The 14,076-nt window shown below is 73.4% G+C and carries 14 protein-coding genes; 5 read left to right on the forward strand and 9 right to left on the reverse strand.

Going from position 1 to position 14,076, the window contains the following annotated elements:
- Positions 1-122 precede the first annotated feature (122 nt).
- Positions 123-1,016 carry a trans-aconitate 2-methyltransferase gene (locus C3489_RS32520; RefSeq protein ID WP_103785711.1) on the forward strand — a complete coding sequence of 298 codons (894 nt, stop codon included), beginning with the start codon at positions 123-125 and terminating at the stop codon, positions 1,014-1,016.
- Positions 1,017-1,097: 81 nt separating this feature from the next.
- Entirely contained in the window at positions 1,098-1,799 is a 702-nt protein-coding gene (locus C3489_RS32525) for an SDR family oxidoreductase (protein ID WP_103785712.1), read from the forward strand.
- Between the two features lie 13 nt (positions 1,800-1,812).
- Here C3489_RS32525 and C3489_RS32530 read toward each other — a convergent pair whose 3' ends face one another.
- The 4 genes from C3489_RS32530 to C3489_RS32545 form a co-directional block, all read right to left on the reverse strand.
- Positions 1,813-2,532, reverse strand: a complete 720-nt coding sequence (locus tag C3489_RS32530; RefSeq protein ID WP_258055053.1) for a glycoside hydrolase family 75 protein — start codon at positions 2,530-2,532, stop codon at positions 1,813-1,815.
- Positions 2,533-2,629: 97 nt separating this feature from the next.
- On the reverse strand, positions 2,630-3,466 hold the full coding sequence (locus C3489_RS32535) for an aldo/keto reductase (protein WP_103785713.1): 837 nt from the start codon (positions 3,464-3,466) through the stop codon (positions 2,630-2,632).
- Positions 3,467-3,573: 107 nt separating this feature from the next.
- Complete coding sequence (locus C3489_RS32540; RefSeq protein WP_103785714.1) at positions 3,574-5,400, reverse strand: long-chain fatty acid--CoA ligase; 1,827 nt, start codon at positions 5,398-5,400, stop codon at positions 3,574-3,576.
- Between the two features lie 360 nt (positions 5,401-5,760).
- On the reverse strand, positions 5,761-6,642 hold the full coding sequence (locus tag C3489_RS32545; RefSeq protein WP_103785715.1) for a LysR substrate-binding domain-containing protein: 882 nt from the start codon (positions 6,640-6,642) through the stop codon (positions 5,761-5,763).
- A gap of 162 nt (positions 6,643-6,804) precedes the next feature.
- Between C3489_RS32545 and C3489_RS32550 the strand changes: the two genes are divergently transcribed.
- Entirely contained in the window at positions 6,805-7,839 is a 1,035-nt protein-coding gene (locus tag C3489_RS32550; protein ID WP_258055054.1) for a bile acid:sodium symporter family protein, read from the forward strand.
- Here the strand turns inward: C3489_RS32550 and C3489_RS32555 are convergent.
- Together C3489_RS32555 and C3489_RS32560 are read right to left on the reverse strand one after the other, a co-directional pair.
- A complete protein-coding gene (locus C3489_RS32555) occupies positions 7,789-9,615 on the reverse strand; it encodes a sialidase family protein (protein WP_103785716.1) in 1,827 nt (608 codons plus the stop codon). The two genes, C3489_RS32550 and C3489_RS32555, sit on opposite strands and share 51 nt — an antisense overlap.
- A 24-nt stretch (positions 9,616-9,639) precedes the next feature.
- A complete protein-coding gene (locus C3489_RS32560; RefSeq protein ID WP_103785717.1) occupies positions 9,640-10,557 on the reverse strand; it encodes a zinc-binding dehydrogenase in 918 nt (305 codons plus the stop codon).
- A gap of 113 nt (positions 10,558-10,670) precedes the next feature.
- Here C3489_RS32560 and C3489_RS32565 point away from each other — a divergent pair, with 113 nt between their 5' ends.
- Positions 10,671-11,108 carry a MarR family winged helix-turn-helix transcriptional regulator gene (locus C3489_RS32565; RefSeq protein WP_103785718.1) on the forward strand — a complete coding sequence of 146 codons (438 nt, stop codon included), beginning with the start codon at positions 10,671-10,673 and terminating at the stop codon, positions 11,106-11,108.
- Positions 11,109-11,127: 19 nt separating this feature from the next.
- Positions 11,128-11,667: an isochorismatase family protein gene (locus C3489_RS32570; protein ID WP_103785719.1), complete on the forward strand. Its 540-nt coding sequence runs from the start codon at positions 11,128-11,130 to the stop codon at positions 11,665-11,667.
- Between the two features lie 92 nt (positions 11,668-11,759).
- Here the strand turns inward: C3489_RS32570 and fdhD are convergent, their stop codons facing one another.
- From fdhD to C3489_RS32585, 3 genes are all read right to left on the reverse strand, one after another.
- Positions 11,760-12,611: a formate dehydrogenase accessory sulfurtransferase FdhD gene (fdhD, locus tag C3489_RS32575; RefSeq protein ID WP_103785720.1), complete on the reverse strand. Its 852-nt coding sequence runs from the start codon at positions 12,609-12,611 to the stop codon at positions 11,760-11,762.
- A 7-nt stretch (positions 12,612-12,618) separates the two neighbouring features.
- Positions 12,619-13,479, reverse strand: coding sequence for a 2Fe-2S iron-sulfur cluster-binding protein (locus tag C3489_RS32580; RefSeq protein WP_103785721.1), 861 nt, complete (start codon positions 13,477-13,479; stop codon positions 12,619-12,621).
- Positions 13,476-14,076, reverse strand: a 601-nt coding sequence (locus C3489_RS32585) for an NADH-ubiquinone oxidoreductase-F iron-sulfur binding region domain-containing protein (RefSeq protein ID WP_181139932.1), incomplete at its 5' end; no start/stop codon positions are given. The genes C3489_RS32585 and C3489_RS32580, both read right to left, overlap by 4 nt.

A 14,076-nucleotide genomic window follows, 5' to 3' on the forward strand; every position in this document is an offset into this window, starting at 1 on the left:
CCGAACCGGGGCCGGGTGCCGTGGTGCGGCCGGGCGGCGTTTTTGCCGCCCCGGCAACAGCGCTGGCCGTCGCGCGGTGCGTCGGCGCACGCTGGCGGCATCCGGACGAGAGGCTGACCACCATGGCTCACGAGCACCACCACCACGACCACGCGCACGGCCACGCCCACGGCACCGACATCGACTGGGCCGAGATGGCGGCGTACCTGGAGTCGGAGGCCGAGCTGTTCACGCCGCTGTACGAGAGGGCGCTGGCCTGGCTGGGGAAGGAGGTGACCGAGCCGGGGCTGATCGTCGACGCGGGCAGCGGGCCCGGCGTGGTGTCGTGCCTGTTCGCCGAGGCGTTCCCGGGCGCCCGGGTGCTGGCCGTGGACGGCTCCGCCCCGCTGCTGGAGCGCGCCCGCGCCCGGGCCGAGCGTTGCGGCGTCGCCGACCGCTTCTCCACCCTGGCCGGGGAGCTGCCCGAGGTCCTCGACGAACTGGACTACCCCGCCGACCTGCTGTGGGCCAGCCGCAGCCTGCACCACCTCGGCGACCAGCGCGCCGCCCTGGCCGCCTTCGCCGAGCGGCTCGCCCCCGGTGGCACGCTGGCCCTGCTGGAGGGCGGACTGCCGGCCCGCCACCTGCCCCGCGACATCGGCTTCGGCCGCCCCGGTCTGCAGGCCCGGCTGGACGCGCTGCTGGAGGACCGCTTCGCGGGGATGCGCGCCGACCTGCCCGGCAGCGTCGCCGTGACCGAGGACTGGCCCGCGCTGCTCACCGCGGCCGGCCTGAAGCACACCCGCACCCGCACCTTCCTGCTCGACATCCCGGCCCCGGTCCCCGACCGGGCCCGCGCCCATGTCGTCACCGCCCTCGGCCGGCTGCGCGAGACCGTCGGCGACGGCCTGGACGCCGACGACCGCGCCACCCTGGACCGCCTCCTGGACCCCGGCGACCCGGCGAGCGTCCACCACCGCCCGGACGTCTTCGTGCTCGCCGCGCACACGGTCCACACGGCGGTCCGCCCGTACTGACCGGCCGTCCTTGACATCGAGTGCGCTTCAAGTGATGGACTCCCGGGCGTTGGAGGACGGACGACTTCCCAGGGGGACCTCATGACCGACTCTCCGGTCGCACTTGTCACCGGCGGCGGCAGCGGGATCGGCGCGGCTGTCGCGCGGCGGCTGCTGGACGAGGGGTGGCGGGTGACCGTCACCGGCCGCGGCGAGCGGCGGCTGCGCGACTTCGCCGCCTCGCTCGGCGACCCCGAGGGGTTGCTGACCGTCACCGGCAGCGCCGCCGAGTACGACGACGTGCGGGACGCCGTGGAACGGACGCTGAAGGCGTACGGCCGGCTCGACACCGTCGTCGCCAACGCCGGGTTCGCCACCCATGACACCGTCGCCGAGGGCGATCCGGCCGGCTGGACGGAGATGGTGCTGACCAACGTGCTCGGCCCGGCGCTGCTCATCCGCGCGTCCGTCGACGCCCTGAAGGAGACCAGGGGACGGATCGTGCTGGTCGGCAGCGTCGCCGGGTTCGTCAACGGCCCGGGCAACCTGTACGGCGCGACGAAGTGGGCGGTGACCGGGCTAGCGGAGAACACCCGGCGCCAGGTCACCGAGTTCGGCATCGGCGTGACCCTGGTGGCGCCGGGCCGGGTGGAGACGCCGTTCTGGGACTCCTACGGCAGCCTGCCGCCCGGCCATCTGCTGACCGCCGACCAGATCGCCGACTCCGTCGTCTGGGCGATCCGGCAGCCGGAGGGCGTCGACGTCAACACCGTCGTCGTACGGCCCATCGGGCAGCCCGTCTGACGCCGGGGGCGGGTCAGTTGTCCTCGATGAACTCCTTGGCCAGCCGCTCGCCGAGGGCCACCGCCGTGCTGTGGCTCTCGATGGGAGTGACCTGGGAGTTCGTGAAGAGGATGTAGGTCACCGGGGAGTCGGTGCCGCCGTGTGCCGGGTCCGGGTCGATGCCCAGGCCCTCGGCGGTGGCGTAGGACGCCTCTCCGATGATCTTCTTCGGGCCGACGTCGCCGACGACCGCGTACTCGACCTGGTCGTCGTGGATCACCGCGACCAGGCCGCCGCCCTTGACGCCGGCCGCGCGGTAGTCCCAGATGTCGCTCACGCCGGGGACGACCACGTACGGCAGTCTGTCGGCGCGAAGCGGGCGGCCGTCCAACTGGTGGAAGGCGGTGTCGTCCTGGAACCAGGGGTCGGTCGACGTGCTGCACTTGGCGGTGGGGCGGCCGTCGCAGTCGATGTCCATGTCGGCGGTGAAGAACACCGCGCCCTTCGCCCCGCACACCGGGACGGAGGGCGCCTTCTCCTCGTCGGTGCGGTACGTCCCGTGCGACACCTGCTTGCAGGAACGCACCTTGGCGAGCAGGTCGGCGGCGGGCACGGAGCCCTCGTGGGCGAAGGCCGAGCCGGAACCGCGTTCGGCGAGCACCGGCAGCACCCCGGCGGCGAGCAGGGCGGCCGCGGCCGCGGCGAGGGCGAGTCGGCGGGGGCGGGTACGCGGAGCAGCGGGAAACAAGTGCACGGGTCCGGGACGCTAGCACCCCTGTGCGGGTTCTCCGCGGATGCGCCACGCCGCCCCGGACGGCGCGTCACGGGGCGGCGTGGCGATCGGGTGAGGCTCAGACCACCTCGAACGTCGCCGGGTCCGGGCCCAGCCGGCGGTCCTCGTTCAGCGCGCTGATCGCGGCGAGGTCCTCGTCGTCCAGGCTGAAGTCGAACACCGCGATGTTCTCCTGGATGCGCGACGGCGTCACGGACTTCGGGATCACCACGTTGCCGATCTGCAGGTGCCAGCGCAGCACCACCTGGGCGGGGGTGCGGCCGTGCTTCTGGGCGATGGCCACGATCGCCGGGATCTCCAGGATGCCCTTGCCCGAGCCGAGCGGCGACCACGCCTCGGTCGCGATGCCCTGCTCCGCGTGGTACTCGCGGGCGGCGCGCTGCTGCAGGTGCGGGTGCAGCTCGATCTGGTTGACGGCCGGGACGATCGAGGTCTCGGCGATGAGCCGCTCCAGGTGCGGCTGGAGGAAGTTGGACACGCCGATCGCGCGGACCCGGCCGTCGGCGTGCAGCTTCTCGAACGCCTTGTAGGTGTCGACGTAGGTGTCCTTGGACGGCAGCGGCCAGTGGATCAGGTACAGGTCCACGTAGTCCAGGCCGAGCTTGGCCAGCGAGGTGTCGAACGCGCGCAGGGTCGCGTCGTAGCCCTGGTCGCTGTTCCAGAGCTTGGTGGTGACGAAGACGTCCTCGCGGGGCAGGCCGGAGGCGGCGATGGCCTTGCCGGTGCCCTCCTCGTTGCCGTAGATCGCCGCCGTGTCGATGCTGCGGTACCCGGCCTCCAGGGCGGTGGCGACGGCCCGCTCCGCCTCGTCGTCCGGCACCTGCCAGACGCCGAAGCCCAGCTGGGGCATCTCGATGCCGTTGTTGAGGGTGATCGGGGGGACCTTGCTGCTCACGAGCTCTTGATCCTTCGGTTGTCCGTCAGGTGATACTCATATCGTCAACGATCAACCGGCCCGATGCATTCCTGACCACGAAATCCGTCGCCGAAAAGCGGGGGCGCTCACACCTGGTACAGGGCCTCCACCTCACGCGCGTAGGTGCTCTCGATCGCCTTGCGCTTGAGCTTCAGCGACGGCGTCAGCAGGCCGTGCTCCTCGGTGAACGGCTGGGCGAGGATGCGGAAGGTGCGGATCGACTCGGCCTGCGAGACCAGCGTGTTCGCCGCCACGACCGCCCGGCGCACCTCGGTCTCCAGATCGGGGTCGCGGACCAGTTCGGCGGGGGTGAGACGGGGCTTGTTGCGCATCTGCAGCCAGTGCTCGACGGCCTCGTGGTCGAGGGTGACCAGTGCGGCCACGTAGGGGCGGTCGTTGCCGACGACGATGCACTGGTGGACCAGGGGATGGTCGCGCACCCGCTCCTCCAGCACACCCGGCGAGACGCTCTTGCCGCCGGAGGTGACCAGGATCTCCTTCTTGCGGCCGGTGATCGTCAGATAGCCGTCCTCGTCGAGCGAGCCGAGGTCGCCGGTGGCGAGCCAGCCGTCGTGCAGGGTCTCGTCGGTGGCCTTGGGGTTGTTGAGGTAGCCCTGGAAGACGTTTTGGCCGCGCAGCCAGACCTCCCCGTCGTCGGCGATGTGCACGGTCACGCCGGGGATGGGCTGCCCGACCGTGCCGTACCGGGTGCGCTCGGGCGGGTTCGCGGTGGCCGCCGCCGTGGACTCGGTCAGGCCGTAGCCCTCGTAGATCTGCACACCGGCGCCCGCGAAGAACAGCCCCAGCCGGCGGTCCATCGCCGAGCCGCCGGACATCGCGTTGCGGATCCGGCCGCCCATCGCCGCGCGCACCTTGGCGTACACCAGCTTGTCGAAGAGCTGGTGCTGCATCCGCAGCCCGGCGGACGGGCCCGGTCCGGTGCCCCACGCCTTGGCCTCCACCGCGTCGGCGTACCTCACGGCGATCTCGACGGCCTTCTCGAACGGGCCGGCCTTGCCGTCCTTCTCCGCCTTGCGCCGCGCCGAGTTGAACACCTTCTCGAAGATGTACGGCACGGCCAGGATGAACGTCGGCTGGAACGCCTGCAGGTCGGGCAGCAGCGCGGCGGCGTTCAGCTGCGGCTGGTGGCCGAAGCGGACCTTGCCGCGGATCGCCGCGACCTCCACCATCCGGCCGAAGACGTGCGCCAGCGGCAGGAAGAGCAGGGTGGAGGCCTGGTCGCCCTTCTTGGAGTGGAACACCGGCTCCCAGCGCGCGATGACCGTGTCCGCCTCGTACATGAAGTTGCCGTGCGAGATCAGACAGCCCTTGGGGCGGCCGGTCGTGCCCGACGTGTAGATGATCGTGGCGACCGACTCCGGGGTGACCGCCTCCCGGTGCCGGTGCACGACGTCGTCGTCCACATGGGCGCCGGCGTCGTACAGCTCCTGCACCGCGCCCTCGTCCAGCTGCCACAGCCGGCGCAGGTTCGGCAGCCGGTCGATGACCGTGGCGATGGTCATCGCGTGGTCCTCGTGCTCCACGATCGCGGCGGTGCACTCGGCGTCGTACAGCATCCAGAAGCACTGCTCCGCCGAGGAGGTCGGGTACACCGGCACCACCTGGGCGCCGATCGACCACAGCGCGAAGTCGAACAGCGTCCACTCGTAGCGGGTGCGGGACATGATCGCGACCCGGTCGCCGAACCGGATGCCGCTCGCCAGCAGGCCCTTGGCCAGCGCCATGACCTCGTCGCGGAACTCGGCGGCGGTCACGTCCCGCCACCGTCCGGCCTCGTCCTTGCGGCCCAGCGCGACATGCAGCGGATCGGTCTCGGCATGCCGGAAGACGACGTCGGCCAGACCGCCCACCGGCGGTGCCGAAGCCAACGGAGGGTTGGTGTACTCGCGCAAACCCGCTCCCCGCTCCCCGGTACCGGCGCCCGGCTCGTCCTTGGCGCCCGCGCAGCGCCGTGAAAGCTACCCCACGCGGCGGCGGGGCGGGAGGGGCGGCGACGGCGGGCGGGGCCCGGCCCGGCGCGGGTCACCGGAGGAAAATGGGCGCACATGCGGAAGGGTCGGACAGAAAACCGACGGTTCCGTAAGTTTCGGGGCCGTAATCTCCACCGAATCTGTACGACCCGTGAGCACCCGGCCCGGCCACCGCTCGGGCACCCGCTGCGGGCGCCGATCGGCGCTTCACTTCCGACAGCGCCGCCACCACGGAATCCGTCACTGAGGACCGCTCGGCCGGGCGCGGTGGTGCGGGCGGACCTAGCCGAGGCCGGCGCGTCGGCTGCGTTGCAGGCGGTCGCCGCCCGCCAGGATCGCCGTCGCCAGGGCGTCGGCCGCGCCTTGGGCCGAGGGCCGGCGGTGGCCGTGGACCAGGACGAAGTCGACGCCGGCCAGTTCCGGCAGCCCGGCCCGCTCCGGGACGCGGACCAGCCCGGGCGGGACCAGGCCGCGGGAGTGCGCCATCACGCCGAGGCCCGCCCGGGCCGCCGCGACCAGGCCGTTCAGGCTGCCGCTGGTGCAGGCGATGCGCCAGGGGCGGCCCGCCTGCTGAAGCGCCTCGATGGCGAGCGCCCGGGTGATGCCGGGCGGCGGATAGACGATAAGCGGAACCGGCCGGTCCGGGTCCAGGCGCAGCCGCTCCGCGCCGATCCACACCAGCTCGTCCCGCCACACCAGCTCACCGCGCGGGTCCTGCGGGCGCCGCTTGGCCAGCACCAGGTCCAGCTTCCCGGCCGCCAGCTGCTCGTGCAGCGTGCCGGACAGCTCCACCGTCAGCTCCAGGTCGACCTCGGGGTGGTCGTGCCGGAAGCCCTCCAGGATCTCCGGCAGCCGGGTCAGTACGAAGTCCTCCGAGGCGCCGAAGCGCAGCCGGCCGCGCAGCCGGGTACCGGTGAAGAACGCCGTGGCCTGCTCGTGCACCTCCAGGATGCGGCGGGCGAAACCCAGCATCGCCTCGCCGTCCTCGGTCAGCTCCACCGCGTGCGTGTCCCGGGTGAACAGCGTCCGCCCGGTCGCGGCCTCCAGCCGCCGCACGTGCTGGCTGACCGTGGACTGGCGCAGCCCGAGCCGCCGGGCGGCCTGCGTGAAGCTCAGCGTCTGCGCCACCGCCAGGAAGGTGCGCAGCTGGGAGGGGTCGTACACGCCTGTCACCCTAGCCGGTCATCATGAAACGCGATGACAGTCAGAGCCGTATGCCGGATTCCCGATCACGGCCCGGGGGAGCAGGATGGAAGGGGGCCCTCCGGGCCCTGGCGGGGGAGGTCCGACGCCCCCGCGCGCACCGACGACCGCACGTGGAGCACCGTGAAACGCCTGCAGTGGCCGAGCTGGATGCCGATCGACCCGTACATCGTGCTGTTGCTCGGCACGGTGGGGCTCGCGGCGCTGTTCCCGGCGCGCGGCACGGGCGCCGACGTGGCCTCCGGTGCCTCCACCGCCGCGATCGCCTTCCTGTTCTTCCTCTACGGCGCCCGGCTGTCCACCCGCGAGGCGCTGGACGGGCTGAAGCACTGGCGGCTCCATGTCACCGTCCTGACCTGCACCTTCGTGATCTTCCCGCTGCTGGGCCTGGCCGCCCGCGGCCTGGTCCCGGTGTTCCTGACCCAGCCGCTCTACCAGGGCCTGCTCTTCCTCACCCTGGTGCCCTCCACCATCCAGTCCTCGATCGCCTTCACCTCCATCGCCCGCGGCAACGTGCCCGCCGCGATCTGCGCCGGCTCCTTCTCCTCGCTGGTCGGCATCGTCGTCACCCCGCTGCTGGCGGCCGGGCTGCTCGGCGGCAGCGCGGGCGGTTTCGCCGCCGACTCGGTGGTGCAGATCGTGCTGCAGCTGCTGGTGCCGTTCGTCGCCGGGCAGGTGCTGCGCCGCTGGATCGGCGGCTTCGTCGCCCGGCACAAGAAGGTGCTGGGCCTGGTCGACCGCGGTTCGATCCTGCTGGTCGTCTACACGGCGTTCAGCGAGGGCATGGTCCGCGGCATCTGGCACCAGGTCAGCCCGGTCCGGCTCGGCGGCCTGCTCGTCGTCGAAGCCGTGATCCTCGCGGTGATGCTGCTGCTGACCTGGTACGGCGCGAAGGCGCTGGGCTTCGGCCGCGCGGACCGGATCGCGATCCAGTTCGCCGGGTCGAAGAAGTCGCTGGCGTCCGGGCTGCCCATGGCGAGCGTGCTGTTCGGCCCGCAGGCCTCGCTGGCCGTGCTGCCGCTGATGCTGTTCCACCAGATGCAGCTGATGGTGTGCGCGGTGATCGCCAAGCGGCGCTCCCACGACCCGGAGGAGACCGTCGAGGGCTCAGCGGCCCACCCGGTCCAGGGGCAGCCACAGGACCGCGTCCTGCGCTGACCAAGGAGTCCGGGGATCAGCCAGTGCCCGGTTCCACACCCGGACGTCGTCGATCGCACCGGTGAGGAACGCCCGCCCGTCCACGCGCTGCCCGATGTGCACGCCGAACGGCGAGGTGCGGCTGACCGAGCCGGGCACATCGGCGGCGGTGACGGCACGGCCGTCGACGGCCAGGGTCAGGCGCCCCGCTCCGCGCCGCAGCACGGCGTGGTGCCACCGCCCGTCGTTGTACGCGTCGGCGGTCGCCACGGTCGCCGTCCGCACGGACGTGGCGCCCTCCCGGACCCTCATCAGTGCCCGCAGCCGCCCCGCGCCCGGCTCGCCGCGCAGCCAGACCTGCGGCTGACCGTCGCCCACACCGCCCATCCACACCATCGGCTGCTCGCCGCCGGCCGCCGTGTAGCGGAAGTGCAGCGACACGGTGAAGTCACCGGTGCCCAGCGCGAGCCGCGCGCGGTACGGCAGGCGCACGGCGTCGTCGGTGCCGTCGAAGGCGAGCGCGCCCCCGAGGACCCCGTCCGTCTCCCGCGCCCCGCCGAGGACCGCGGCCGGCCGGCCGCCGGCCGCCCGGTCGGGGGTGACCGGGTCGGGGTCCCGGCGCGGGGCGAGCCGGTCCAGGGGGAGGCGGGCGAAGCGGATCTCCTCCCGGGCGTCGGCCGTGCCGCCCTCGTACAGCAGGCCGAGTGTGCCGGGGGCGATCTCGGCCAGGTCGGAGTAGCCGGACGGGTCCCGGGTGACGACCGTGCCCCGGTCGGCGCTCTCCCAGGTGCGGCCGCCGTCGTAGGACGAGCGCAGCATCATGGTCCGCCGCCGGTCGGGGTCGCCGGGGCAGGACAGCAGGAGGCGGTCGCCCAGCCGCAGCACGGACCCCTGCACCTGGGGCGCGTACAGGTCCGGCAGGGCGTGGAAGGGCGCCGCGAAGCTGTCGCCGCCGTCGCGGCTGACGGTCTGGGTGCGGTGGCCGAGGTCGGTGCCGTCCTGTTCCCGGCCGCTGACCAGGAGGGAGCCGTCGGGGCGTTCGGTGACCGTGAGCTCCGACGGCTTCTGCCGGTAGGTGCGGTCGGCGGCGACCGGCCAGGTGTCGGTGGCGCCGACGCGCCAGTGGGCGCCGTGGTCGTCGCTGACGATCAGCGCGGCGTGGTTGGCGGTGACCCGGCCGTCCTGCCAGGTCTCGGCGTTGACGCCGAGGACGAGCCGGCCGGCGTGCCGGCCACGGGTGAGCCGGATGCCGTGCCCGGGGCCGGTGGCGTACCAGGAGTTCCAGTGCGGCGGCCGGATCGCGCCGCCGAGGTCGCGCGGCGCGGACCAGGTGCGGCCGTCGTCGTCGCTGTACTGCAGGTGCGGGGTGCGGTCGCAGGGGGCGGAGCAGGCGCGGCCGTCGCCGCGGCCGGTGTTGTGGGTCTGCGCGAGCAGGACGCGGCCGGTGGCACGGTCGACGACGGGCACCGGGTTGCCGTGCGTGTCACCGGCGCCGTCGGTGACGACCGTCAGCGGTCCCCAGGTGCGGCCGCCGTCGGTGGATCGCCGTACGACGATGTCGATGTCGCCGGCGTCCCCGCAGTCATGGACGCGGCCCTCGGCGAAGGCGAGCAGGGTGCCGGCTCTCGTGCGGACGAGCGCCGGGATGCGGAAGCAGACGTAACCGGGGTGTTCGGACGCGGTGAAGAGGACCTGCCGGGCGGAGTCCGGCAGGGCGTGAGCCGGTGCGGGAAGGGGCGAGGCGAGCAGGGCGGCGGCCGCGAGGGATCTCAGGCGGACACGGTGAGCGGACGGCATGGCCTTCGCCTCCGGGGACGGGCGTCAGGGGATCAGCACGACTTTGCCCAGATTCGCCCGCGTCTCTATCACCTGGTGCGCCTTTCCGGCGTCGGCGAGCGCGAACTCCGCGTGCACGGCGGGCCGCAGGGCGCCCTCCGCGAACAGCCGCCACAGCTCCTGGCGCCACCGCTCGTACAGCTCCGGCCTGCCCCGGGCGATGCGGGCCATCTGGAACCCGATCACGGACTTGGCACCCACCAGCAGGTCGTACGCCTGGATCGTCCCGCCGCCCGAGCTGTAGGCCACGAGCCGGCCGCCGGGTGCCAGCGCGGCGAGGGCCGGGGTGAGCAGTTCGCCGCCCACGGCGTCCAGCGCGTAGTCGGCCGGCCCGCCCCAGCTGCCGTCTTCGTAGCCGACGACCTCGTCGGCGCCGAGCGCCCGCACGAAGGCGGCCTTGGCCGGGTCGGAGACGGCGCCCACCACCCGGGCCGCGCCGCGGATCCGGGCCAGCTGGACGGCGAGATGGCCGACACCGCTCGCGGCGGCCGTCACCAGCGCGCTCTCGCCGGGCTCGGGCCGGGCCGCGTCCAGGGCGCCGAGGGCGACCAGCCCGCTGCGCACGAGGGCCACGGCGTCGACGGCGGACGCCGCGTCCGGGACCGGCGAGGCCATCGCGTCCTGGAGCAGCGCCAGGTCGGCGTAGCCGTGGCCGAAGCACAGCCCGGTCACCCGGTCGCCCGGCGCCCAGCGGGTCACCCCCGCGCCGACGGCCACGACCTCGCCGGCGATCTCGCCGCCGAGCTCGATCGGCTCGGCCGCTTCGGTGACCTTGCGGACGACGGGCAGGGTGACGCCGATCGCCTCCACGCGCACCAGCAGCTCACCGGGGCCGGGCTCGGGGACGGGGGTCTCCTCCAGGAACAGCGGGCCGCCGGGGCGGTCGTATCGGACACGGCGCATGGCACCCTCCCGGGGTCACATGGGTCGTTGGGAACACCCATGAATTCGTTGGGAGCCCCAACGTATGGGAATGTCGTTGGGAAGTCCAATGGTTTGGCGGTTAGGGTGCACCCATGGCCGAAGCACCGCTGCCCGCGATCCGCTCCCTGCCCAGCTGGCTCCTCGGACGGGCCGCCGCGCGGGGACGCGCCCTGGTCGCCGAGGCGCTCGCCGCGCAGGGCATGAAGATGTGGCACCACGTGGTGCTGTCCGCCGTCCGCGACCTCGCCCCCGTCGCCCAGGCGGACCTCGGCCGCAGCGTCGGCCTGGACCCGAAGGACCTCGTCGGCATCCTCAACGACCTGCAGTCCGCCTCCCTGGTCCTGCGCGAACCGGACCCCAAGGACCGCCGCAAGAACGCCGTCCGGCTCACGGACGAGGGCGAGCGCGTGCTCCTGCGGTGCGAGCAGGCGGCCCGCGAGGCCAACGACGAACTGCTGGCGCCGTTGTCGCAGGAGGAACGGGAGCGGTTCACGGCCCTCTTGATCAGGATCTCCGGCACGGAAGGCTGAGCGCGGACAGCCTGCCGCCGTGACCGCATCCCACCCCGCCGGCCCCGGCCTCGCGCTCGACCCCGCGCGCAGCGCGCTCGTCCTCGTGGACCTGATGGAGCGCATCGTCGCCCTGCCCCTGGAGCCCCGCGAGGGTGCCGAGGCCCTCGCCGTGGGCGCGGAGCCGGCCGCCCGCTTCCGTGCGGCCGGCGCGCTCGTCGTCCTCGTGCGCGCCGAGCGTCCCGGTGTCGCCGAACAGCCGCCGGGCAGCGGGCTCGTGGCCGGACTCCGTGGCGAGGGCGACCTGGAGATCGTGAAGCGGACCATCGGTGGCTTCCAGGACACGGGTCTGCACGAGGCCCTGCGCGCACGGGGTGTGACGACGCTCGTGTGCGGCGGCATCGCCACCAACCTCGGCGTGGAGTCCACCGCCCGCGCGGCCTGCGACCTCGGCTACGAGGTCGTCTTCGTCGAGGACGCCATGACCGCGCTCACCGCGGCCGAGCACGAGGCCGCCGTCCGGCTCGACTTCCCCCGCCTGGGCACCGTGGTGGACGCGGCCGAGCTGCTCCTCGCGTAGGCGGCGGGTGCCGCCCCGAGGCGGGGCCCCTCGCGGCGCAGGGGGCGCTCCCCGCCGGTCGGGGCCCCGCCGCCGTGTCGCGGGGGGAGGGGTCAGCCCTGGGCGGCCGCGGCCCCTGCAGGGACGACCCGCTCCTCGCCCGCGTACACGTTCATGGAGGCGCCGCGCAGGAAGCCCACCAGGGTCAGGCCCGTCTCCGCCGCCAGGTCCACCGCCAGCGACGACGGCGCCGAGACCGCCGCCAGCACCGGGATGCCCGCCATCACCGCCTTCTGCGCCAGCTCGAAGGACGCCCGCCCGGACACCAGCAGGATCGCCCGGGACAGCGGCAGGTCCCCGTTCCGCAGAGCGCGTCCCACCAGCTTGTCGACGGCGTTGTGCCGGCCCACGTCCTCCCGTACGTCCAGCAGCTCGCCCTCCTCGGAGAACAGCGCCGCCGCGTGCAGCCCGCCGGTCCGGTCGAACACCCGCTGGGCCGCGCGCAGCCGGTCGGGCAGGCCCGTCAGCAGCTGAGGCGTGACCCGCAGCGGGGGCGTGTCGGCGACGGGCCAGCGGGTCGTGGTGCGCACCGCGTCCAGGCTGGCCTTGCCGCACAGGCCGCACGAGGACGTCGTGTAGACGTTGCGCTCCAGGGTGATGTCCGGGACGACCACATGCCCGGCGGTCTTCACGTCCACCACGTTGTAGGTGTTCGAGCCGTCCACCGTGGCGCCCGCGCAGTAGACGATGTTCTGCAGGTCGGACTCCTCCGCCAGCACCCCCTCGCTCACCAGGAAGCCCGCCGCGAGCGCGAAGTCGTCGCCCGGGGTGCGCATGGTGATGGCCAGGGGCCTGCCGTTCAGTCGGATCTCCAGGGGCTCCTCGGCGACGAGCGTGTCCGGGCGGGTGGAGACCGCCCCGTCCCGGATACGGAGCACCTTGCGTCGTTCCGTGACTCGTCCCATGTGTGCCTCAGTCCCGGTTCTGTACGTGCTGGTAGCCGAAGCGGCCCTTGATGCAGAGGTTGCCGTGGGTCACCGGGTTGTCGTGCGGCGAGGTGACCTTCACGATCTCATTGTCCTGTACGTGCAGGGTGAGGTTGCAGCCCACACCGCAGTACGCGCACACCGTGGTCGTCTCGGTCTGCCGGGTCTCGTCCCAGGTGCCCGCCGCGCGCATGTCGAACTCCGACCTGAACGACAGCGCGCCCGTCGGGCACACCTCGACGCAGTTGCCGCAGTACACGCACGCCGAGTCGGGCAGCGGGGCATCGTGCTCGACGGCGATCCGCGCGTCGAAGCCGCGGCCGGCGACGGAGATCGCGAAGGTGTTCTGCCACTGCTCGCCGCAGGCGTCGACGCACTTGTAGCACAGGATGCACTTGCCGTAGTCGCGCACGTACAGGTCGTTGTCGACCCTGGGCCGCTCGTCCGTCCGGGCCGCGTCCGGGCCGAAGCGGCCGGGATCGGCGCCGTACTCCTCGATCCACCCGGCCGCCCCGGGTGTGGTCGACAGGTCGGCCGAGGAGGCGAGCAGCTCCAGCACGACCTTGCGGCTGTGCCGGGCCCGTTCGGTGTCCGTGCGGACCTCCATGCCGGGCTCCGCCTTCCGCGAGCAGGCCGGTACCAGGGTGCGCGACCCCGTCACCTCCACCACGCACACCCGGCAGGCGTTCTTGGGGGTGAGCGTGTCTCCGTGGCACAGGGTCGGCACGTCCTTGCCGGCGGCCCGGCAGGCGTCGAGGACCGTCGCCCCCTCGGGCACCCGCGCCACCTCGCCGTCGACGGTGAACTCCACCATCCGGCGCGGCAGTCCGAGCGGTATCGCGGTCATGTGTACGCCCCCAGACGGTCGATGGCGGATTCCACGGCGTTCCACGCGGTCTGCCCCAGACCGCAGATCGAGGCGTCCCGCATCGCGCGGCCGACCTCCCTGAGCAGGGCGATGTCGTCACCGGCCGCCGCGCCGCGGCGGTCCAGCAGCCGGGTCAGCGCCTCCTGCTGGCGCACCGTGCCGACCCGGCAGGGCACGCACTGCCCGCAGGACTCGTCACGGAAGAACTCGGCGATGCGCAGCAGCAGCCGGGGCAGCGGCACGGTGTCGTCGAAGGCCGTCACCACGCCCGAGCCGAGCGTGCTGCCGGCCGCGCGGGTGCCCTCGAAGGTGAGCGGGACGTCCCGCTCGTCGGCCCGCACGAAGCCGCCGGCCGCCCCGCCCAGCAGCACCGCCCGCAGCCCGTCCCGCGCCCCGGCGAGGTCGAGCAGCTCGCCGAGGGTGGCGCCGAAGGGCAGCTCGTACACGCCCGGGCGGGCCACGGCGCCCGACACGCAGAACAGCTTCGGTCCGGTGGAGCCCTCGGTGCCGATCGCCGCGTACGCCTCGGCGCCCAGGGTGAGGACGGGCAGGACGTTGACGAGCGTCTCGACGTTG

It is taken from the genome of Streptomyces sp. Ru71, from assembly GCF_002920535.1.
In the GTDB taxonomy this organism is placed as follows: Bacteria; Actinomycetota; Actinomycetes; order Streptomycetales; family Streptomycetaceae; genus Streptomyces.